At 41.7% G+C, this 23,033-nt stretch carries 20 protein-coding genes; 19 read left to right on the top strand and 1 reads right to left on the bottom strand.

Annotated features, from left to right (window positions below; translation table 11 throughout):
* Positions 1 to 194: 194 nt before the first annotated feature.
* The 7 genes from CDZ94_RS10880 (at position 195) to CDZ94_RS10850 (ending at position 7,475) form a co-directional block, all read left to right on the top strand.
* Positions 195 to 1,265, top strand: coding sequence for a tetratricopeptide repeat protein (locus CDZ94_RS10880; RefSeq protein WP_157911744.1), 1,071 nt, complete (start codon positions 195 to 197; stop codon positions 1,263 to 1,265).
* Positions 1,266 to 1,415: 150 nt separating this feature from the next.
* Complete coding sequence (trxB, locus tag CDZ94_RS10875) at positions 1,416 to 2,375, top strand: thioredoxin-disulfide reductase (RefSeq protein ID WP_157812113.1); 960 nt, start codon at positions 1,416 to 1,418, stop codon at positions 2,373 to 2,375.
* Positions 2,376 to 3,403: 1,028 nt separating this feature from the next.
* Positions 3,404 to 3,862 carry an 8-oxo-dGTP diphosphatase gene (locus CDZ94_RS10870; protein ID WP_096436943.1) on the top strand — a complete coding sequence of 153 codons (459 nt, stop codon included), beginning with the start codon at positions 3,404 to 3,406 and terminating at the stop codon, positions 3,860 to 3,862.
* A 38-nt stretch (positions 3,863 to 3,900) separates the two neighbouring features.
* Positions 3,901 to 4,809, top strand: a complete 909-nt coding sequence (rapZ, locus tag CDZ94_RS10865) for an RNase adapter RapZ (protein WP_096436941.1) — start codon at positions 3,901 to 3,903, stop codon at positions 4,807 to 4,809.
* On the top strand, positions 4,806 to 5,753 hold the full coding sequence (locus CDZ94_RS10860; RefSeq protein ID WP_096436939.1) for a gluconeogenesis factor YvcK family protein: 948 nt from the start codon (positions 4,806 to 4,808) through the stop codon (positions 5,751 to 5,753). The genes rapZ and CDZ94_RS10860 overlap by 4 nt, the downstream gene beginning before the upstream one ends.
* Positions 5,754 to 5,895: 142 nt before the next feature.
* The gene (whiA, locus tag CDZ94_RS10855) at positions 5,896 to 6,837 is read left to right on the top strand and encodes a DNA-binding protein WhiA (RefSeq protein WP_096436937.1); all 942 of its coding nucleotides are present in this window, start codon (positions 5,896 to 5,898) and stop codon (positions 6,835 to 6,837) included.
* 380 nt (positions 6,838 to 7,217) lie between these two features.
* Complete coding sequence (locus tag CDZ94_RS10850) at positions 7,218 to 7,475, top strand: HPr family phosphocarrier protein (protein WP_096436935.1); 258 nt, start codon at positions 7,218 to 7,220, stop codon at positions 7,473 to 7,475.
* Between the two features lie 271 nt (positions 7,476 to 7,746).
* On the opposite strand, the gene clpP is transcribed toward CDZ94_RS10850, so the two are convergent.
* Positions 7,747 to 8,343, bottom strand: a complete 597-nt coding sequence (clpP, locus tag CDZ94_RS10845) for an ATP-dependent Clp endopeptidase proteolytic subunit ClpP (RefSeq protein ID WP_096436933.1) — start codon at positions 8,341 to 8,343, stop codon at positions 7,747 to 7,749.
* Positions 8,344 to 8,742: 399 nt separating this feature from the next.
* On the opposite strand from clpP, the gene rpoN reads away from it, so the two are divergent.
* From rpoN to smpB, 12 genes are all read left to right on the top strand, one after another.
* Entirely contained in the window at positions 8,743 to 10,098 is a 1,356-nt protein-coding gene (rpoN, locus tag CDZ94_RS10840; protein ID WP_096436931.1) for an RNA polymerase factor sigma-54, read from the top strand.
* Positions 10,099 to 10,131: 33 nt separating this feature from the next.
* Positions 10,132 to 10,389: a glutaredoxin family protein gene (locus CDZ94_RS10835; RefSeq protein ID WP_096436929.1), complete on the top strand. Its 258-nt coding sequence runs from the start codon at positions 10,132 to 10,134 to the stop codon at positions 10,387 to 10,389.
* A gap of 361 nt (positions 10,390 to 10,750) precedes the next feature.
* Complete coding sequence (locus CDZ94_RS10830; RefSeq protein WP_096436927.1) at positions 10,751 to 11,782, top strand: sugar-binding transcriptional regulator; 1,032 nt, start codon at positions 10,751 to 10,753, stop codon at positions 11,780 to 11,782.
* Between the two features lie 96 nt (positions 11,783 to 11,878).
* On the top strand, positions 11,879 to 12,886 hold the full coding sequence (gene gap / locus CDZ94_RS10825) for a type I glyceraldehyde-3-phosphate dehydrogenase (RefSeq protein WP_096436925.1): 1,008 nt from the start codon (positions 11,879 to 11,881) through the stop codon (positions 12,884 to 12,886).
* Positions 12,887 to 13,011: 125 nt separating this feature from the next.
* Positions 13,012 to 14,196, top strand: coding sequence for a phosphoglycerate kinase (locus CDZ94_RS10820; protein WP_096436923.1), 1,185 nt, complete (start codon positions 13,012 to 13,014; stop codon positions 14,194 to 14,196).
* Positions 14,197 to 14,229: 33 nt separating this feature from the next.
* A complete protein-coding gene (gene tpiA / locus CDZ94_RS10815; protein ID WP_096436921.1) occupies positions 14,230 to 14,988 on the top strand; it encodes a triose-phosphate isomerase in 759 nt (252 codons plus the stop codon).
* Positions 14,981 to 16,519 carry a 2,3-bisphosphoglycerate-independent phosphoglycerate mutase gene (gpmI, locus tag CDZ94_RS10810; protein ID WP_096436919.1) on the top strand — a complete coding sequence of 513 codons (1,539 nt, stop codon included), beginning with the start codon at positions 14,981 to 14,983 and terminating at the stop codon, positions 16,517 to 16,519. Before tpiA ends, gpmI begins: the two co-directional genes overlap by 8 nt.
* Before the next feature lie 28 nt (positions 16,520 to 16,547).
* Positions 16,548 to 17,831, top strand: coding sequence for a phosphopyruvate hydratase (eno, locus tag CDZ94_RS10805; protein WP_096436917.1), 1,284 nt, complete (start codon positions 16,548 to 16,550; stop codon positions 17,829 to 17,831).
* Positions 17,832 to 18,065: 234 nt separating this feature from the next.
* Entirely contained in the window at positions 18,066 to 18,296 is a 231-nt protein-coding gene (gene secG, locus CDZ94_RS10800; RefSeq protein WP_096436915.1) for a preprotein translocase subunit SecG, read from the top strand.
* A 694-nt stretch (positions 18,297 to 18,990) separates the two neighbouring features.
* Positions 18,991 to 19,737, top strand: a complete 747-nt coding sequence (locus tag CDZ94_RS10795) for an alpha/beta hydrolase (protein ID WP_157812150.1) — start codon at positions 18,991 to 18,993, stop codon at positions 19,735 to 19,737.
* A 47-nt stretch (positions 19,738 to 19,784) separates the two neighbouring features.
* Positions 19,785 to 22,112, top strand: a complete 2,328-nt coding sequence (rnr, locus tag CDZ94_RS10790; protein ID WP_096436911.1) for a ribonuclease R — start codon at positions 19,785 to 19,787, stop codon at positions 22,110 to 22,112.
* A gap of 371 nt (positions 22,113 to 22,483) precedes the next feature.
* Complete coding sequence (gene smpB, locus CDZ94_RS10785) at positions 22,484 to 22,951, top strand: SsrA-binding protein SmpB (protein ID WP_096436909.1); 468 nt, start codon at positions 22,484 to 22,486, stop codon at positions 22,949 to 22,951.
* Positions 22,952 to 23,033 lie beyond the last annotated feature (82 nt).

Below are 23,033 nucleotides of genomic sequence, written 5' to 3'. Positions count from 1 at the left end.
CTGGTCTAGATCGTGGGTGTGGTGCGTGTTATACTGCTTGTATGTGTTTTTTTGCAGTGCCAATAAATGTTGTTTAAAAAGCTTGGGGAAATAGTCGTGGTTTTGATCTTCTCGGCTTTTTTTGTCCTTCTTTTTTGAACAAGTACTCATAGAGAAGATATTTAGGTTTATTGATTGAAATGGGGGCACAATTTGTGCGAAATATAAATTCTAACGAAAAGATGGGGCAGGTTATTCCTTTTTTGCAAGACGGTGCATATTTTTATAAAAAAGGGATCGAAGCTTATCAGAATCGAAATACGAATCAAGCGCTTCAATATATTCGACGTGCGATCCGTCTTGAGCCGGAAGAGCCGGTTTTTTTATGCCAGTTAGCGATTGTTCTTGCAGAGCAGGGGCAGTTTGAAGAATCTAACGAATGGCTTGAGAAAGTAATCCATGAAATAGATGAGAACATGGCAGAGTGCTATTTCTTTTTAGCGAATAACCTTGCACATGCAGGGGAGTTTGATATTGCGGTTCAGCATCTGAGAACGTATTTAAATATGGATCCGAAAGGCGAATTTGCTGAAGATGCTACGACTTTATTAGAGATGCTTGAAGATGATGGTGAAGATCTTGAGGACGAAGAAGAAACAGAAGAGCAGCTTGCTCACAGTCGTCTTGAAAGAGCGGCGGACCTTATTGATCGTGCCCAATTTGGTGAGGCCGAGCGAGAGGTTACAACTTCTCTTTCTGAAGTGCCGACCCAATGGGATCTTTATGCCTATTTATCAGAAGCGATGTTTCATCAAGGAGAAAAAGAGCAAGCCATGGGCATTATTGATGATTTACTGATGAAGGAAGAAAGCAACTTTCTCGCTCAGTGTAATTTAGTTGTCTTCTTAAAGGAAATGAACGACAGCCGATGGGAGATGTTTGCTCAAAGATTACGTGTCATGAGACCTATGGATGATTGGTATGGCTATCACCTTGCTAAGACGTGGTTCCTCCTTGGCGATTATGATGAAGCTTATGATAGGTTTAAACGGTTGTATCAACGACATACGTTTTCAAAGCGTCCGCGTTTTTATCACCAAATGGCGTTAACGGCATGGTTTGTCGGAGACCATGAGAAGGCAAGACAACTTTGGAAAAGGGTCATTCAATTTGATCATCAGCAAAAAAGTCTGGCCGAAAGTTGTTTAGACACATTAAGCACAGGTGGAACCCCGGAACAGTCTTGGTTTTATTATCGGTTGCCGGTTCTTGAATCTAAGTCCTAATTCATCAGAATAAAGCCCACTTAGAGGCAAACAATAAGGATAGGTCTTTGCCATAATGTGTGAGCAGTATTTTGGACTTATGAATAAAAATTCCTTAGGATATAGATGTGAATACGAAAACCAACCTACCGCATTAGGGGAGTGGACGAAGTGACTGAAGAAAAAATTTATGATGTTGTAATTATTGGTGCAGGTCCTGCAGGTATGACAGCAGCTGTTTACACATCGCGTGCAAACTTATCAACTGTAATGGTTGAGCGAGGTATGCCAGGCGGGCAAATGGCCAATACAGAAGACGTGGAAAACTATCCTGGCTATGATAGTATCCTTGGGCCGGATTTATCCAATAAAATGTTTGAGCATGCAAAAAAGTTCGGCGCAGAATATAAATATGGTGATGTAAAAGAAATCATCGATGGTAAAGAGTACAAACGCATCATTTTAGGAAATGGCGAGATGAAAGCACGCTCAATCATTATTACAACGGGTGCAAAGTACAAAGAGCTTGGCGTCGACGGTGAAAAAGAACTTGGTGGCCGAGGCGTATCTTATTGTGCCGTGTGTGACGGTGCCTTCTTTAAAGAAAAAGATCTTGTTGTCGTAGGTGGAGGAGACTCTGCTGTCGAAGAGGCTGTATACTTGACGAGATTTGCGAGTAAAGTAACCGTGGTTCACCGACGAGACGAGTTACGAGCGCAAAAGATTTTGCAAGACCGTGCTTTTGCTAGTGACAAAATTGACTTTATTTGGAGCCACGTTGTAAAAGAGATTAACGCGAAGGATGGCAAAGTCGGCAGTGTTACACTGGTTGATAAGAGTGATGGTTCTGAACGAGAATTCAAAACCGACGGTGTGTTCATTTACATCGGCATGCTGCCAATCAATGAGCCATTTATTAACCTTGGAATTACAAACGAAGACGGCTACGTAGAAACGGACGAAGAGATGGAAACGAAAATTCCTGGTATCTTTGCTGCAGGAGATATTCGTGAAAAGACATTGCGTCAAATCGTAACCGCAACCGGAGACGGAAGTATCGCAGCTCAAGCCGCACAACATTACGTTGAGAGCTTAGCTGAAGAGCTGGAAAACTCAAAGACAAAAAGCTAATCTATTGAAAAACATAATCGAGGGTGTCTCAAAAAGTTAAACCACTTTTTGAGACACCCTCTTTTTGTCAACTCATTTCGTCAAAATTCAGGGGACAGGCCCCGCACAATTTTGTGCGGGGCCTGTCCCCGAACAATTTCTGTATTATTAGTTTCGTGGGGTCTGTTTCACCATCGAAAGCCTTAGAGTATCATGGGACTATTATAGATGTTTCTTTACTGAAGTGAAACTTTTACAATTCGTAACTGCGTCTTAATTAAGCTGTAACAGAGTTGAAACAAAATACGGGTATTATGAAAAGTAAGTAATTGACCCCCTTTTTTATATATTTTTTGGCACAGGTTACCCCCCTGTGCCCCTTTTTTTTAAGAGTAAAGAGCCAAAAAAATCCACGTTTCGATGTCGAGCTCCAGGCGCTTTACGCTTTTCTTATCTCCTCCTCTTTTTTCGATCCCATTCGACTCATAGTTACCCCATTTCTAGTATTTCTCAACCTCCGTTTGCTGTTATGTTATTGGTGAGCAGAGAAAAAGTATTGTATAATATAGAGGTGTTCAAAAAAGTATGAGGAAATAGCTGCTAGCGATCATGGCAGGCTTTGTTGTTCTTCTTTTGGAACACACATAGACTGCTAATAAAACGTTTATTAAATGGATATCTAACATTGTGAAATAATGATCGAACTATGCGGGAAAATTGTTGTCGCTTATCGAGACTAGGTTTGACAATTTCAAAACAAAGGTATGCTTTCTTTGTGTTTTTAAGAAACGCATTTGCTTCTGGTTGAGGAATTAGCTCCGCTAGAGGATATCATATACAGTCAGAAGAAGATGGGGAAGTCGAGCTTCCTATCTCGCACGACGCTAAGGCGACAGTTGCGCTTTTTCGACTAATAGGAAAAGAGTTACCTCTTAAATTTTGGGGTGACTACTTTTAAGTAGGATTTTCAAACAAATAATCTTTTATAAGATTATCGTTTCTAGATAAAGATTTTACCAGTTCATCATGAATGAGTAGAGGTGAGCGGAATGCGAAGGGTCACTAACTGTATATTACGTGATCAAGATCATGTTCTTTTATTGCAAAAACCTAGCCGAGGTTGGTGGGTGGCGCCAGGTGGAAAGATGGAGCCGAGAGAGTCGGTAAAAGAGAGTGCCGTTCGGGAATTCAAAGAAGAGACGGGCCTGGATCTTTATGAACCCACACTTAAAGGCGTTTTTACCGTTGTTATAGAAGAAGAAGGGAAAGCCATTGATGAATGGATGCTCTTCACCTTTTATGCTGAAAAGTTCAGTGGCAGTCTACTAAGTGAGTCACCAGAAGGTCACTTAGCGTGGCAAATGGTTGATCATGTAAAACACTTACCGATGGCAGAAGGAGATCATCATTTTTTCGACCATATATTTAATCGCAGCGGGTTAATTTATGGTACATTTGTTTATTCTCCTGATTATCAACTTTTGTCATGCAACTTAGATCCGGAATAAGATAAAATGAATATACGAAAATAGAAAGGGTGGTGGTGATGGTCGAAAAGGAAAATCAGCCTGTTAGAGCCACGGACATGGAAATTGTCATTATAACTGGGATGTCAGGTGCAGGAAAAACCGTAGCTGTACACAGCTTAGAAGACTTGGGTTATTTTTGTGTGGATAATCTGCCTCCAGCACTCATACCGAAATTTGTAGACCTGATAAAGAATTCAGGCGATAAAATGAAAAAAGTAGCATTCGTGATCGATTTGCGTGGCAGGGACTTTTTCGATGAATTGTTCGAAACCATTGACTATTTGAGTGGGGAAGCTAAGGTTACACCGCAGATTGTCTTTTTAGATGCGAAAGATAGCGCGTTAGTACGTCGGTATAAAGAAACAAGGCGTTCCCACCCGCTGTCTGGTGATGGTCCACCATTAGAAGGAATTAAACTCGAACGCCAAATGCTTGATGAATTAAAAGGCCAAGCGCAGTTGATCGTAGATACAACAGAACTAAAACCACTAGCACTTAGGGAAAAAATAATTGAACGTTTTGCCTCACCAGATAAACAAGTCTTTTCTGTGCAAGTGATGTCTTTTGGATATAAACATGGAATTCCGATTGATGCTGATCTCGTATTTGATGTTCGATTCCTGCCGAACCCCCATTATATTGATCATATGCGGCCGAAAACTGGATTGGATAAGGAAGTATCCGACTACGTGTTAAAGTGGGCGGAGACGCAACAATTTAATGATAAACTGCATGATCTTCTCACCTACATCCTTCCACATTATAAGCGGGAAGGGAAAAGTCAGCTAGTGGTGGCCATCGGTTGTACCGGCGGAAAACACCGGTCTGTAACATTAGCTGAGTTTTTCATGAAAAAGCTGACCGATCAAGGGTATATGACTTACGTTACCCATCGAGATGTTGAGAAAGGAAAGCGAGAAGGTTGAAGAAGGCAAATATCGTGATTCTCGGGGGAGGAACCGGTTTATCAGTATTACTAAGGGGTTTGAAGACGTTCCCGGTGGACATCACAGCGATAGTGACTGTAGCTGATGATGGCGGAAGTTCTGGGCGGTTAAGAAAAGAGCTCGACATACCACCACCAGGAGACGTGAGGAACGTGCTTATAGCGTTATCTGAAGTGGAACCCCTTGTCGAAGAGCTGTTTCAGCATCGATTTGAAAACGGAAACGGATTATCTGGCCACTCGTTAGGAAATTTATTACTAGCGGGAATGACCTCGATCACAGGCGGTGATTTTGCTCGCGGTGTTCAAGTATTAAGTCGAATTTTAAATGTAAGGGGAAAAGTACTTCCTGCAGCAAATAACAGCATTGTCCTTCACGCTGAAATGGAAGACGGTACTCTTATTGAAGGCGAGTCGAAAATTCCACAAGCGGGAAAGCGAATCAAGCGTGTGTTTTTAGAACCTGCTGACGCTACGCCATTAGCAGAGTCCATTAAAGCGATTGAAGAAGCGGACCTTATCGTTATCGGTCCAGGGAGCCTCTACACGAGTATTTTACCGAACCTTCTTGTGCCTGGAATTGCTGAATCCGTGAAAAAAGCAAAAGCAGATAAAGTCTACGTATGTAATGTCATGACGCAGCCTGGGGAAACCGATCATTTCAGTGCAGGGGATCACGTTCAAGCTCTTGTTGATCATGTTGGAGATGATCTGTTAGATAAAGTACTTGTTAATGTGCAAAACATTCCTCACTCTTACGCTCAACGTTATGCAGGAGAAGGCGCAGCCGAAGTAAAGGTAGATGTTGATCGGTTAGAAAGCCTGGGAGTAGAAGTGATCGGGGATGACCTGTTATACTTTGATAATTACCTACTTAGGCATGATGCGTTGAAGGTTTCTCAACGACTCGTCTCGATGTTGTAAGTAATCGTAAGAAAAAAGAAGACCGGATCATTTATAAAAGATGTTCAAAAAGTCCAGGAAAAATCGCAGTCTAATTTCTACGTTGGCTCTTTTTCTCCTTTTTTTTGAACACGGATTTATATTACGTCAGGAGGTGGGGTAGATGTCCTTTGCTTCTGTGACAAAAAAAGAGCTGACACAACTAGAAGTTGATCAATGCTGTAAAAAAGCAGAGCTTGCAGCATTAATTCGAATGAATGGCTCTTTGTCATTTGGAAACAAGCAGTTTATTCTCGATATCCAAACCGAGAACGCGGCCATTGCTAGAAGAATATATTCGCTAATTAAGGACTTATTTTCGATTCATGTTGAGCTTTTAGTTCGAAAGAAAATGCGTCTGAAAAAAAACAATGTTTATGTTGTGCGCATTTCTAATCAAGCGAAGAGGCTTTTAGAAGACCTAAAAATTATTGACGGTGTATTTTCATTTACGAGAGATATTTCACCGGAATTAATCGAAACAGATTGCTGTAAACGTGCGTATTTAAGAGGCGCTTTCTTAGCGGGAGGTTCGGTCAATCACCCGGAGACATCCTCCTATCATTTGGAGATTTTTTCTTTATATGAGGAACATAATGATTCATTACGTAAACTCATGAATCATTTTCATCTTAATGCCAAAATGTTAGAGCGGAAAAAAGGATTTATTCTCTATTTGAAAGAAGGAGAACGGATCAGTGACTTTTTAAACATAATTGGTGCTCATCAAGCGCTTCTGCGTTTTGAAGATGTGAGAATCATGAAAGATATGCGAAATTCAGTGAACCGCCTCGTAAATTGTGAAACGGCCAACTTAAATAAAACGGTAGGAGCTGCGATGAGACAGGTCGAGAATATCCGTTTTATACAAGAAGAAGTAGGTTTAGAGTCGTTACCGGACAAGCTTAGAGAGATTGCTGAACTTCGTGTTAAACATCAGGATGTAACATTAAAAGAGCTTGGGGAAATGGTGGAAAGCGGAAAAGTAAGTAAATCAGGTGTCAATCATCGCCTACGTAAAATTGATGAATTCGCCAATAAAATTAAAGCAGGGGAAAATGTGTAGATTTCGATCTCACTTCTCCCTTTTCTGCTTTATCATTTTTGAAAGCGCTTCTAATGCGTGTTCAAAAGGAGCATAAAAAGGACCAAGTGGGTCGAGGCGGCAAAGCCTTCAAGCACTGGAACGACGAGCATTCCATCGTGAAACCACTACGAGTTGTCTCGAAGGATTCTCTCCATAGCATTTGCCAACGAGCTTCCTCAGGTTGGGTTGACTTCTGTGTTCGCACAGGCGTGGCGGTACTAGCAGAAGCTCCCTTACTACGTGGCCTTTTGAACAACACCTTCTAAGGGAAGTTATTCGTTAAAACAAGTATAAAATTTAAACCGCTTCCGCTAATAATCATCGGCGGTTAGCCAGGTCTTTTAAGGGAGGAATTAACAATGATTGAACAAACGCTAACTGTCAAAAGAAAAACGGGTTTACAGGCTCGACCAGCAGCTTTGTTCGTACAAGAAGCTAACCGATTTGCCTCAAATATTTACATTGAGCGAGAAGGAAAGAAAGTAAATGCGAAAAGCATCATGGGAATTATGAGCTTGGCGATTGGGGCGGGCAAAACAATCTCGCTAACGATCGAAGGAAATGACGAAAGTGAAGCACTGAATGCTCTCAAGGAATTTGTAGAAACAGACGAATAATAGAGAGGCGTCGTAAAAATCTAAAGCGCTGTGCAAAAGATTCGTTCTTAGCACGGTGTTTTTTTCGTTTAGGAATTTATATTTGCTTAGGTTGTGGATAACTTTTTAGAAATAGTGTAACATCTAGCTCCAGCTAAAATGCTTGTCGAACGACACCCTTAATTCTGCCCCTATTGACGAGAAGTTCAAGTTCCTACACTAAACTAAAAAGAAGCCTCTGAACATCCGTTCAGAGGCATGCTGCTTAATATTCGTCTAGTTACAGCTAAAGTTATGAGCTGATTTCTGATTTTTTCTCCATTACATCGTCGATTAAGCCGTATTTCTTTGCAGCTTCAGCTATCATGAAATTATCGCGATCTGTATCTCGTTGGATTACTTCCAATGGCTGACCTGTACGTTCAGAAAGAATTTGGTTCAACTTCTCGCGCATCTCGAGAATGCGTTTTGCGTGAATTTCAATATCAGAAGCTTGACCTTGTGTTCCGCCTAGAGGTTGGTGTATCATTACTTCACTATTTGGAAGGGCAAATCGCTTACCTGGTTCACCTGCGGCAAGAAGGAAGGCTCCCATACTAGCGGCCATTCCGATACAGATTGTTTGAACTTTTGGTGCAATGAACTGCATTGTATCGTAAATCGCCATCCCTGATGTGATAGAGCCACCTGGACTATTAATATAAAGGGAGATATCTTTTTCTGGGTCTTCAGCAGCTAAGAAAAGAAGCTGGGCAACGATTGAGTTCGCCACGTTGTCATCAATTGCTGATCCAAGCATAATAATACGGTCTTTTAACAAGCGGGAGTAAATATCATACGCACGCTCGCCACGGTTTGTTTGTTCAATAACTGTAGGAATTAAATTCATCGTAAGTCCTCCTTTAATCATATCCATTGTTATGAAATTCTTCTGCTTCACTATGAAGGTATCCTTATCATAACCATAAAGGTCAATGAAGGTCAAATGATTCGTTCATGTGTAGTGAATAAAAAAATCGACACTTTTCATGATAGCCTATTATATACGAGTTCAAACGCCTTTTCTATTTAAAATGTCAAACCGTCTGTGACAAAAATTACTTACCGTAAGCGCATACACACTGTGGTAAAATAGGAGTGAATAACGATGGACGTTTATGAAAAGGAAAAATCATAGGAGTGACTGTGTTTTTTCGAAAGGTAAGCGGGCGCCTTGCGCTTTTCTTAATACAGAGTGTTTTCACGATTTTGTCCGCTCCTGTATACTTAATTGAGGGGGGGGTACCTCATGATGAACATGGACTTAGGTTTATACCAACAGCAGACAATGAAGCTGGTCATGACGAATGAACTTCGTCAAGCGATTACCATTTTGCAATATTCCGTGTTGGATTTGAATCATTACTTACACGAACAGCAGCTTGAAAATCCGTTAATCGAACTGAAGGAAAACCGAGCCCAGGAAGAGCTCGTTCGCGACAATATGAATTTACAAACACCTTATTATGATAGTAGAAATCGTCAAGACCACGATGATGATTATTCTGTCATTGATAATGTGAGTGAACAAGAAGAGGGGCTACAAGATTTTCTTTTAGCGCAAATCCGGTTTTTAGAGATTTCAGATCAACTCCGGCGAAGCGTGGTTTACTTGGCTCTGAGTATAGACAAAAATGGCTATTTACCTTTTTCATTAGATAAGTTAGCGGAGGAATTGCAAGAACCGATCGAAGAGGCAGCCAAAGCGTTAAACGTGTTACAAAGCCTTGAACCTGCGGGGATTGGCGCAACATCTATAAAGGAATGCTTGCTTTTGCAATTGCGACAACTAGAAAATCGAGACCTTTTGGCAGAACGGGTCGTGGAAAATAATCTAGATCTTATTGCGAAAAAGCAATACCAAAAAATCGCCAAACTAGAACAGGTAGACGTTTTTGATATTCAAAGTGTGTCAGATCTTATTCAAACTTTAAATCCGAGGCCGGGTGCTGTGTTTCATGATGAACCAGCTGAATATGTGACTCCTGATGTGACCGTGAAGGAAATCGACGGTGAATACAAAGTGATGCTAAACGAACAGCACTTACCAAAAGTGTCTCTAAATCGGGGATATGAACGGATGCTCCAAGAAAAGAATGATGAAGTCGATGAATATTTAAAACAAAAATACGAACAATTGCAGTGGATCATCAAAAGTATTGTTCAACGACAGGAGACGCTTAAGAAAGTTACAGAGGCCATAGTGGAGCACCAAGAGGCATTTTTCGAACACGGCCCAGGTTATTTACAGCCTCTGACTTTAAAACAAATCGCAGAAAGTGTTGATGTTCATGAATCGACTGTTTCACGTGCGACAACAAAGAAATATGTGCAAACGTCTCGGGGAGTATTCGAGCTGAAGTATTTTTTCACTTCCATGGTTGGAGGAAATTCAAATGGAGGAGACGGTGCTTCTTCTGAAAAAGTAAAGATTTATATGAAGCGGTTAGTTGACCAGGAATCAAAAAGGAAACCATTATCCGACCAAAAACTGGCCGACTTGCTAAAGGCAGAGTACGATCTTCATGTATCTAGACGAACGGTAGCTAAATACCGTGATGAAATGCACATTCCTTCTTCTTCGCAACGAAAACGATTTACGTAAAGACACGATTAGTAGACAGGGGATTTCTTTAAGATGAAGCTATATTTTTACACGAAAAAACAATGTCCTTTATGTGAGAAGGGGCTTTCTTTTTTAAAGCTACTAAAAGATAATTTTGATTTTATCATAGAAGAAGTTGATATTTATGATGATGACCGTTTACTTGAGTTATATCAAATTCGAATCCCTGTCGTAACGGATGATAAAGGGATTGTGTTAGATGAAGGGATCCTTTCTTCATTTACCTTAAAACAAAAAATAGAGGATATTCAAAAGATGCGGGAAAAATAACGGTATTCTAGTTATAAATGGACCTTACCAAGTCCTTTTGCCCTCTATTTTGGATTAAAGTGATCCAATTAAAAGTTAATTCTTGAATGATGATTCTTTCCTTGCTACAATGTCAGTAAGTAGACAAAAGTCTATTTCTAATTTTCAATTGGCAAAGAAAGGATCTTTTTTTTTCGCCTATCTGGGACATAATATGTCTATGAGGGACTTTTTTGGTCCCGAACGAAAAGAGGTCGATAAGACTTTGTTAAGAGTTAAGAAAGTATAAAATCTACGTTTCGGTGTCTAGCTCCATGCGCTTTTCTTGTTATAACCCGAAATGCGTACATAAAAACGGGCGAAACAAAAGGAGTCGCTAAAGATGAATCGATTGTTAGATATTCAGAAAAAATTGCTTCCTGATCTCGTAGAAACGATGGGAATGCGTTATCGTATTCTCCGCTTTGTCCGGCTCATGCAGCCAATCGGAAGAAGAAGTCTCGCAACTAGCCTGGAAATGTCAGAACGGATTCTTCGCAGTGAAGTGACTTTTTTAAAAGAGCAAGGGTTAATTGATGTTGCGGCGTCGGGAATGACACTCACAGAAGAAGGGTACAATTTACTTGTTCAATTAGAAGAAGTGATGAAAGAAACCTTTGACTTAAAAACAATCGAACGGAAATTGAAGGAGCAACTTCACCTTCAAGACGTGATAATCGTACCTGGAGACAGCGATGAATTTCCGTGGGTAAAAAAAGAGATGGGCCGTGCTGCAGTTTCTCTTATGAAGAAAAGGCTTGCTAAAAAAGGAAACATCATTGCCGTTACTGGCGGTACGTCGATCTCATCAGTTGCAGATATGATGACACCTGATGGCGAGATGGAAAACGCTTTGTTTGTTCCTGCTAGAGGAGGACTTGGCGAACAGGTTGAAAATCAAGCAAATACGATCTGTGCTGAGATGGCGAGAAAAGCGTCCGGTGAGTACCGATTGCTTCACGTACCTGATCAATTAAGTAAGGAATCGTATGCGTCTCTCGTAGAAGAGCCTTCTGTTCGAGAGATTTTAAACTTGATTCGCTCAGCTACCATTGTTGTTCATGGCATTGGTGAAGCGAAGACAATGGCTGAGCGCAGACAATCATCACAGGAAATTGTTGAAAAACTTCTTCAAAAGCAAGCAGTAGCCGAAGCCTTTGGTTATTATTTTGATCAGAGGGGGGATATTATTCATAAAGTCCTTACAATTGGTCTGCAGCTAGAAGATTTAACGTCTATTCCGTATGTGATTGCCGTTGCAGGAGGAGCGTCTAAAGGGCATGCTATTCAAGCTTATTTGAAACAGGGGCCGAGCCAGGTTCTTGTGACGGATGAAGGGGCTGCAAAAGCGATGCTCGATGAAATGGACGTTTAAAATGCACTACAGCACGTGTTAAATAATGTGTATCAAGGGGAATCCCCTTTGAAATATAAAAACTTTCTTTACCTAACTTAAGGAGGAGCTATTATTATGGCAACAAAAATTGGTATTAATGGATTTGGACGTATCGGACGTAACGTTTTCCGAGCAGCATTAAACAACTCTGAAGTGGAAGTTGTTGCAGTAAATGACTTAACAGATGCTGATATGCTTGCACACCTACTACAGTACGACTCTATACACGGGAAATTAGATGTAACAGTTGAAGTAAAAGGTGACAACCTAGTAGTAGATGGCAAAGAAATCAAAGTACTTGCTGAACGTGATCCTGCAAAATTAGGTTGGGGAGACCTAGGAGTTCAAGTGGTAGTTGAATCTACTGGCCGCTTCACTCAACGTGCCGATGCTGCGAAACATATCGAAGCTGGCGCGAAAAAAGTGATCATTTCTGCTCCTGCTAAAGAAGAAGATATTACAGTGGTTATGGGTGTAAATGAGGACAGCTACGATGCTAGCAACCATCACGTAATCTCTAACGCTTCATGTACAACGAACTGTCTAGCACCATTTGCAAAAGTCTTGAATGACAAGTTCGGAATCCGTCGAGGAATGATGACAACTGTTCACTCTTACACGAATGACCAGCAAATTCTTGACTTACCTCACAAAGATTACCGTCGTGCGCGTGCTGCAGCAGAAAACATCATTCCAACAACAACAGGAGCTGCAAAAGCGGTTGCTTTAGTCCTTCCTGAGCTTGACGGAAAGCTAAACGGTGGCGCTATGCGAGTTCCAACGCCAAACGTATCTTTAGTAGACCTTGTTGCTGAGCTTGACAAAGACGTAACGGCTGAAGAAGTAAACGCAGCTCTTCAAGAAGCAGCTGAAGGCGAGTTGAACGGTGTACTTGGATACAGCGAAGAGCCACTTGTATCAGGTGATTACAACGGAAATCCTGAGTCTTCTACAATCGATGCTTTATCTACAATGGTTATGGAAGGCAATATGGTTAAAGTCATCTCTTGGTACGACAATGAGTGGGGCTATTCTAATCGTGTTGTAGACCTTGTTGACTATATCGCTAAAAAAGGTCTATAAACCTCTCTTATCCAATCCACATATGAAAGAGGAAACGAAAGTGTCCGGTTTCCTCTTTCATTTTTGTGACTAACTTTCTAACAATTTGACGATCCATAATTGAATTTAAATGAGGAGGCATCTTCATGAACAAAAAAACAATTCGTGACTTCGAACTAAAAGGGAAACGAGTATTTTGTCGAGTTGACTTCAACGTTCCTATGAAAGACGGTGAAGTTACTGATGACACTCGTATTCGTGCAGCGTTACCGACCATACAAAACCTTTCTGAAAAAGGTGCTAAAGTCATTTTAGCAAGCCACTTAGGCCGTCCTAAAGGTGAAGTCGTTGAAGAGCTTCGGTTAGATCCAGTAGCCAAGCGTTTGTCTGATTTACTTGGCAAAGAAGTACTTAAAACGGATGAGGTTTATGGTGAAGAGCCGAAAAAAGCGATTGAACAACTTGACGAAAGTGAAATTGTTCTTCTTGAGAACGTCCGCTTCGAGGCAGGCGAAGAGAAAAATGATGAAAATCTATCCAAAGAATTTGCTGAGCTTGCAGACGTTTACGTAAACGATGCATTTGGTGCAGCTCACCGTGCTCATGCTTCTACTGAAGGTATCGCTCATCATTTACCGGCTGCTGCAGGTTTATTAATGGAAAAAGAGCTCGATGTATTAGGAAAAGCTCTTTCCGAACCAGAGCGACCATTTACAGCGATCATTGGTGGAGCAAAAGTAAAGGACAAAATCGGAGTTATCGATAACTTATTAGATAAAGTAGATAACTTGATTATCGGTGGCGGACTTGCTTATACATTCATTAAAGCTCGCGGCTATGAGATTGGCAAATCACTTCTTGAAGAAGATAAGCTTGATTTGGCAAAACAGTTCATGGAGAAAGCCGAAAAGAATGGTGTCAAGCTTTATATGCCGGAAGACATTGTAGTAGCTGATGATTTTGGTGAACAAGCCAACACAAAAGTCGTTGCAATCGATAGCATCCCGTGCGATTGGGAAGGCTTAGATATCGGTCCAAAAACAAGAGAAACCTTCCGCGAAGTCATTTCCTCTTCTAAACTTGCGATCTGGAACGGTCCGATGGGGGTTTTCGAACTTGAACTGTTCGCTAATGGGACGAAAGCTGTTGGAGATGCTTTGGCAAAATCTGAAGGCACTTACACAGTAATCGGTGGAGGTGACTCTGCTGCTGCTGTTGAGAAATTTGGAATGGCTGACAGCATGGACCATATTTCTACAGGAGGCGGAGCTTCTTTAGAGTTTATGGAAGGTAAAGAGCTTCCTGGTGTTGTAGCGTTAAACGATAAATAAACATAAGAACGAATTGCTTTTAGGAGGTTTAAAATGCGCAAACCAATTATTGCAGGAAACTGGAAAATGAATAAAACGAAGCAAGAGGCAGTTGACTTCGTTCAGGAAGTTAAAGGACTTATCCCTTCCAAGGAATCGGTTGACGCCGTTGTTTGCTCACCTGCGCTCTTTTTAGATGCGTTAACAAAGGAAGTGGAAGGCAGTGACTTAAAGATTGGTGCTCAAAACATGCACTTTGAAGAAAATGGAGCTTTCACTGGCGAAGTTAGTCCGGTTGCATTGAGGGATATCGGAGTTGAGTACGTAATCATCGGTCATTCTGAACGACGTGACATGTTCGGTGAAACTGACGAGAGCGTCAATCACAAAGTACACGCTGCATTTACCCACAATTTAACACCTATCGTTTGTGTTGGTGAGTCGCTTCAAGAAAAAGAAGCAGATAAAACAGCAGATGTCGTGACAACTCAAGTTAAAAAAGGCCTCGAAGGTCTTTCTGAAGAGCAAGTGAAACAAACCGTTATCGCTTATGAACCCATTTGGGCAATCGGAACTGGAAAAACCGCTTCTGCTGATGATGCGAACGAGACGTGCGGTGTCATTCGTAGCGTAGTGAAATCGACATTTTCAGAAGAGGCAGCGAATGCTGTCCGTATTCAATACGGTGGAAGCGTCAAACCTGCAAACATTGAGGAGCTATTAGGTAAGTCTGATATTGATGGTGCTCTTGTCGGTGGTGCGAGCGTTGATCCTCAATCCTTTTTACAGCTAGTGGAGGCAGGAAATGAGTAAAAAACCAACCGCACTGATCATCTTGGATGGTTTTGCGTTGCGCGATGAGAAAAAAGGAAATGCTGTTGAAAAAGCAAAAAAGCCGAACTTTGACCGTTACTGGGAAGAGTATCCCCATGCCGCCCTCACCGCTAGTGGTGAAGCGGTAGGTCTTCCAAAAGGGCAGATGGGGAACTCTGAAGTGGGGCACTTAAATATCGGTGCAGGCCGCGTTGTTTATCAAAGTTTGACGCGTGTGAACATGGCCATTCGGGAACGGGAATTCTTTGCGAATGAAACATTTCTAAATGCAATGGAACATGTAAAAACAAAAGGAACGAACCTTCACATATACGGGCTTTTATCTGATGGAGGTATTCACAGTCATATTGACCATATGTTTGCACTGCTTGAGATGGCAAAAGCAAACGGTGTCGAGCAAGTTTACCTGCACGGGTTTTTAGATGGTCGTGACGTAGGGCCGCAATCTGCGGAAAAATACATTAAAGAAACTCAAGACAAGTTAAAAGAATTAGGGATTGGTGAAATTGCCTCGATTCAAGGTCGATACTATGCGATGGACCGGGATAAGCGTTGGGATCGAGTTGAAAAGTCCTATCGTGCCATGGTTCATGGTGACGGCTTAAAGTACCGTAATGCACTTGATGCTTTGGAAGATTCGTATAAGAATGATATCCATGACGAATTCGTGCTTCCGTCTGTGATGACGAAAGAAGACGGAGAAACGCCGGTTGGTACGATTCAAGATGACGATGCTATCATTTTCTTTAACTTCCGGCCGGATCGCGCAATCCAAATGTCACAAGTGTTTACAAACGCTGAGTTTAGTAATTTCGACCGTGGTAAAAAATTCCCTAATAACGTACACTATGTATGCTTGACGCATTTCAGTGAAACAGTAGATGGATTTGTCGCCTTTGAACCAGCGAATCTCGATAACACATTAGGAGAAGTCGTTTCAAAAGCAGGACTCACGCAGCTGCGTATTTCAGAAACAGAAAAATATCCCCACGTTACATTCTTCTTCAGTGGCGGGCGTGAAGAGAAGTTCGAAGGTGAAGAACGAGTTTTGATCGATTCACCGAAAGTGGCTACCTACGACTTGAAGCCGGAAATGAGCGTTTATGAAGTGACGGATGCCCTTGTAGGTGAAATTGAGCAAGACAAGCATGATATGATTATTTTAAACTACGCTAACCCGGACATGGTTGGGCATTCCGGAAAAATGGATCCGACGGTCAAAGCCATTGAAGCTGTTGACGAATGTTTAGGACGAGTGGTGAATAAAATCGTCGAAAAAGGTGGTCATGCAATAATTACAGCAGACCATGGGAACTCAGATGAAATTGAGACGATGGAAGGCAAGCCAATGACAGCCCACACTACGAACCCTGTACCTGTGATTGTAACAGATAAAGACGTTCAAATCCGTGAAGACGGCATTCTTGGGGATTTAGCTCCAACAATGCTTCAACTTTTAGGTGTTGACCAGCCAAAAGAAATGACAGGCAAATCATTGATTAAAGACTAAACAAACTTACTTAAAAGGAGTGTTGGACATGACGGCAATTTTTGATGTATATGCACGTCAAGTATTGGATTCTCGCGGGAATCCGACTGTAGAAGTTGAAGTAACTCTTGAAAGCGGCGCATTCGGCCGTGCCCTCGTACCAAGTGGCGCATCTACTGGAGAATATGAAGCAGTAGAGCTTCGCGATGGTGGAGACGCTTGGATGGGTAAAGGCGTTACAAAAGCTGTTGAAAACGTAAACGAAGTCATCGCACCAGAACTTGTTGGTTTTGATGCATTAGATCAAGTTGGCATTGACCAATTAATGATCGAAATTGATGGAACGGAAAATAAAGAAAAATTAGGTGCAAACGCGATCCTTGGTGTTTCTATCGCTGTTGCTCGAGCGGCTGCTGAAGCACTCGGTGTACCTCTTTATACTTACCTTGGAGGCTTCAACGCTAAGACGCTTCCAACACCAATGCTGAATATCTTAAACGGTGGTGAGCACGCAGACAACAACGTCGATATTCAAGAATTCATGATAATGCCAGTTGGAGCTGAAAAATTCGGCGATGCGCTTCGTATGGGAGCGGAAATTTTTCACAACTTGAAAAAAGTATTAAAAGATAAAGGCTATAACACAGCTGTAGGTGATGAAGGTGGATTCGCTCCTAACCTGTCATCCAACGAAGAAGCGCTTTCTACTATTATCGAAGCGATTGAAAAAGCTGGTTACAAGCCAGGTGATGATATCGTTCTTGCCATGGACGTAGCAGCTTCTGAAATTTATGAAGACGGCAAGTACAACTTGAAAGGTGAAGGTGTTGTAAAAACGTCTGAAGAGATGGTCGCTTACTACGAAGACCTTTGCTCTAAGTACCCAATCGTTTCTATTGAAGACGGTTTGGACGAAAACGACTGGGACGGATTCAAGAAGCTAACCGATTCTCTCGGTGATAAGGTTCAGCTTGTTGGCGATGACCTTTTCGTAACGAACACAAACAAGCTTTCTCAAGGCATTGAGCAAGGTGTTGGAAACTCAATCTTGATCAAAGTGAACCAAATCGGTACGTTGACTGAAACGTTCGACGCAATCGAAATGGCGAAGCGTTCAGGTTACACCTCCGTAATTTCTCACCGCTCTGGTGAAACAGAAGACAGCACGATTGCTGACATCGCTGTTGCAACAAACGCAGGACAAATTAAAACAGGGGCACCGTCTCGTACTGACCGTGTAGCAAAATACAATCAGCTTCTTCGCATTGAAGACGAGCTCGAGTACATCGGCCGTTACGCTGGCCGTGACGCGTTCTATCACTTAAGCAAGTAATTACACACGATGACAAGTATTAAAAACCGCTGTGCATTACAGCGGTTTTTTCGTATTAGGCGGTCCATTTTCAACATGAGAATCGCTCAAGACAGCGCCAACAAAGCAAGCCCCACCACCCCCACAATTTTACACAAAATTGTGCGGGGACAGTCCCCGTACTCCGCTATTGCAGTGCTTATCCTTTTTTGATAAGATTAGAATAGGTTTAAGTGTCGGATGGAGGTGTAGAGATTGTTAGCTGTCACATCGGTTTTTCTTGTTATTGTCTCCATTATGCTCATTACAGTTGTATTGTTACAATCTGGACGTAGCGCAGGCCTTTCTGGAGCAATCTCTGGTGGTGCTGAGCAGTTAATGGGTAAACAAAAAGCACGCGGCTTGGAAGCTTTCTTAAGCAAGTCTACCGTCGTTCTTGCTGTATTGTTTTTCCTTTTAACAATTGCTGTTGCATTTTACATGTAAAAATAACGTAACGAAGCTAACAGTGAGGATATGATCCTTGCTGTTTTTTTCATAAAAAAGCATTTATAAGAGGACAGCTACCTTCAAGCCGCTCGTCTCAAGGGAAAAGCATCCTTGAGACTTTAAAACATGCGAGCTGACGCTGTTGTTCTTATGCATAAAAGATCAGTTAGCACCAACTTATTACAGAGAGAAGATACGTGAAAGAGTGAGCTTGTTCCGTGACATGGGACGACCTTTTTTCGTATGATAATGAGGATTGATGTTGATTTAGTCAACCTAAAATCCGAGTTTGTTTTCCTGCGTGGATCTAGTCAAACCACGCAGGTTTCTAGTCAAGTAGGTCAGTCGGATGCTTTTACATAACATGCCGACACAAATATTATTCAAGCAGGTCGCAATGGACTAGTTCTACCGAAAAATGTGCCCAATATATTTATCAACACATTCAATCTTAGGAAAAAAGGGTATACTATCTCGAGAATGCAAACAATTATAATTGGTTTTGCCAGCTAAAACCACTACTCCTTGATACGATCGCTGTCTTTTAACAGAAGATGGATCAGCTTAAGAGGGTGAAGAAGAACACGGGTAAAAGCTGCATGCCGCTTTCCATTCATCGGCATGCTTTCTATGTTTAGTGTCTTGAATACACATGAGTATTAACAGCTGTGAGAAGGAGAGAGAGATCATGATGAAAATTTCACAACCGAAGCCATTTACATTTGAAGGGGGGGACCGTGCTGTTTTACTTTTGCACGGGTTCACGGGAAACTCTGCAGATGTCCGGATGCTAGGCAGATACTTAGAGAAAAGAGGGTATACGTGCCATGCACCTCAGTATAAAGGACATGGGGTTCCGCCGGAGGAGCTTGTACATACAGGTCCTGAAGACTGGTGGAAGGATGTTCAAGAAGCGTATGATCATTTAAAAGAGTTAGGTTACGAGGAAATTGCAGTGGCTGGACTTTCCTTAGGAGGTGTATTTTCCCTTAAGATTGGGTACACACTACCTATAAAGGGAATTGTGCCGATGTGTGCACCGATGTATATTAAGAGCGAAGAAACGATGTATCAAGGCGTTCTTGAATACGCACGTAAATATAAACGTTATGAAAAAAAGTCAGAAGAGCAAATTGAAGAAGAAATGAAGGAATTTGAAAAGACACCGATGAACACATTAAAAGCGTTGCAAGAATTAAACCAGGAAGTGCGTGAAAATGTTGACATGATTTACGCACCTGTCTTTGTAGTACAAGCTAGGCACGATGAAATGATCGACACAGATAGTGCAAACATCATTTATAACGAAGTGGAGTCCGACGTGAAAGATTTAAAATGGTATGAAGAATCTGGCCACATCATTACGTTGGATAAAGAAAAGGACGAGTTGCATGAAGACGTGTATCAGTTTCTTGAGAAGCTGGACTGGAATGTTTAAATAAGGTACCTTGTGCAGCGGTGGTCCTAGGGAAAGGAGCGGTAAAAATGACAGAACTAACAAAAGAATTTGTACTTAATTACATGAAAGAAGAAGCGGACAAACCTCTATCTATCAAAGATCTTGAAGAAGCACTAGAAGTGTCAGACTCCAGCCAATTCAAGGCTTTTGTCAAACTTTTAAATGAATTGGAGGAAGAAGGGGAGCTCGTTCGCACTCGCAGTAATCGATATGGCCTACCTGACAGAATGAACCTCATCCGCGGGACCGTCATTATGCATCCTAAAGGTTTTGCCTTTGTACGTACAGAAGAAGGCTTTGATGATATTTACGTTTCAGGCGCTGATATGAACAATGCCATGAACAAGGACAAAGTACTCGTCCGTCTTCATTCTAATTCAAGTGGATCCAAACCTGAAGGTACGATTATCCGCATTTTAGAGCGTGGTGTAAAACAAACGGTTGGAACCTATGTAGATGACAAGCATTACGGGTTTGTAGTAGCAGATGATAAACGTATTCCGCATGATATTTTTATTCCAAAGAAAAAAGAAGGCGGAGCCGTTGACGGCCACAAAGTAGTTGTCGAAATTACGAAATATCCTGAGGGCCGGATGAGTGCAGAGGGAGAAGTTATTGAAATTCTCGGTCATAAAAACGACCCGGGCGTCGATATTTTATCGATCATCCATAAGCACGGTCTTCCAGGAGAGTTTCCTCAGGAAGTCATCGATCACGCGCATTCGGTTCCAGATGAAATCAGTCCCGACGAGATTAACCATCGTAAAGATTTGCGGGACAAAACCATTGTGACTATCGATGGTGCAGATGCTAAAGATTTAGATGACGCGGTCCGAGTCGAGAAGCTAGATAACGGAAATTATATACTAGGCGTCTACATTGCCGATGTTTCACATTATGTAAAGGAAGGCTCTCCAATTGATGCGGAAGCTTATGAACGTGCGACGAGCTGCTACTTAGTAGATCGTGTGATTCCGATGATTCCGCACAGACTATCAAACGGAATTTGCTCTCTGAATCCGCAAGTGGACAGGCTTACACTCGGCTGTGAGATGGAAATTTCCCCTCAAGGAGAAGTCGTCAACCATGAAATTTTTGAGAGCGTTATTAAAACAACGGAACGAATGACATACACAGATGTACGAAAAATTCTTCAAGAAGAAGATGAAGAAGTGACGAAGCGTTATGAATCTCTCGTCCCTTTCTTCAAACAAATGGAAGAGCTTGCTGCTATTTTACGAAAAAAACGGTTTGATCGTGGTGCGATTGACTTTGATTTTAAAGAAGCGAAAGTTCTTGTAGACGAAGACGGGAAACCGACAGATGTGGTCCTTCGTGATCGTTCCGTTGCGGAAAAATTAATTGAAGAATTCATGCTCGCTGCAAACGAAACAATTGCTGAGCATTTTCATTGGCTAAAACTTCCATTTGTTTATCGAATACATGAAGATCCCGATGAGGAGAAGTTGAACAAATTTCTCGAATTCATCACGAACTTCGGGTACGTCGTGAAAGGAAGTGCCAACACGGTTCACCCTCGAGCGATGCAAGATATTCTTGACGCGGCTAAAGGGGAGCCGGAAGAAGCCGTCATTAGTACGGTTATGCTCCGCTCGATGCGTCAAGCAAAGTATGATCCAGATAATGTCGGTCACTTTGGTTTATCAGCCGACTTTTACACACACTTTACATCACCGATTCGCCGTTATCCGGATTTAATAGTCCACCGATTGATTCGTACGTATTTATTCGAAAAGAAAACCGATGAGCGGATTCAGGCCTACTGGGAAGAAAAGCTTCCTACTTTAACCGATCATACTTCTGAATTAGAGCGCCGTGCAGAAGATGCCTCTCGTGAAACCGACGAGCTGAAAAAAGTTCAGTACATGGAAGATAAAGTCGGTGAAGAATATGAAGGGATTATTAGTGGTGTTACAGGATTTGGCTTGTTTGTTGAATTGCCGAACACGATCGAAGGCCTTGTTCACGTAAGTTACTTAACTGACGATTATTATCATTACGACGAAAAACAATACGCGATGATTGGAGAGCGTACCGGTAAGGTGTTTAGAATCGGTGATCAAATCGACATTCGCGTCATTAATGTCAATGTAGAGGAACGAATCATTGACTTTGAAATCGTCGGGATGAAGGAGCGTAAAGCGAAGAAGAAAGATGCGCCGAAAGTCATCGAAGGCGGGAAGCGTCAATCTCGTAAAAAAGGAAAAGATGGATTGAAGCTTGGTGACAAAGGCAAAAACGGTAAGCGTAAAGGCGACGGTGGAAAAGATAAGCCGTTTTACGATCGAGCCCCGAAAGGTACAGGAAAAAAGAAGAAAAAGAAACGAAAATAGTAGATAAAAAAATCCAAACTCATCGATTGTGGGTTTGGATTTTTTGAGCCTTATGGGAATTCTGCGTTTCGAGAGTCTCGCTTTTTAAAGAGAAGTCGAAATGCAGAATATCCATTGCTTATTGCAGAAGAATTTTTTTATGCAAAGCTTGCGGCTATGTTAAGAAAACTGAAATCCAAGTGATCGTTGCTGAAAAAACCTACTGAATTCAGGAAAATAGCTCCTCTTTACTGGAAATCTCTCCTTGAATGTCGAGATCTGGACGAACTAAGATCAAATTGTCTACAGCAATGCTTTCTAATCATTAACAAATGACGTTTCATTTGATATGATAAAGGAATCGAAGCACGTTTTGAAAGGATGCAACCAATATGGCTAGAGAAGGTAAATTAGTCGCTCAAAATAAAAAAGCAAGACACGATTATCATATTGAAGAAACGTATGAAGCAGGCATTGTACTGACAGGAACCGAGATTAAGTCGATTCGTGCTGGCAGATTGAACCTAAAGGATTCCTTTGCCCGAATAAGTAACGGTGAAGCGTGGATTCATAACATGCACATTAGCCACTACGAGCAAGGAAACCGCTATAATCACGATCCAGTAAGAACGCGGAAATTGCTCATGCACCGAAAGCAAATCAACCAGCTTATCGGTATGACAAAAGAAAAAGGCTATACACTCGTTCCGCTGAAGGTCTACCTAAAAGGTGGATTTGCGAAAGTCTTAATCGGTCTTGGAAAAGGGAAAAAGAAATACGATAAACGTGAGGATCTAAAGAAAAAAGCAGCGAAACGTGATATCGAACGTGCATTTAAGGACCATCAGTTAGGACGCTAACAACGTCAGCAAGCCGTTCCATTGGCGGAGGAGTTTTCCATTTGACCGGAAATATGCGTGTGTTATAATAGTAATTGTCGGA

Origin of the sequence: Alteribacter populi (assembly GCF_002352765.1) — a bacterium.
Classification (GTDB): Bacteria; Bacillota; Bacilli; order Bacillales; family Salisediminibacteriaceae; genus Alteribacter; species Alteribacter populi.
The sequence above is the reverse complement of the archived record's forward strand: the minus strand, read 5'-3'. Positions and strand labels throughout refer to the sequence as shown.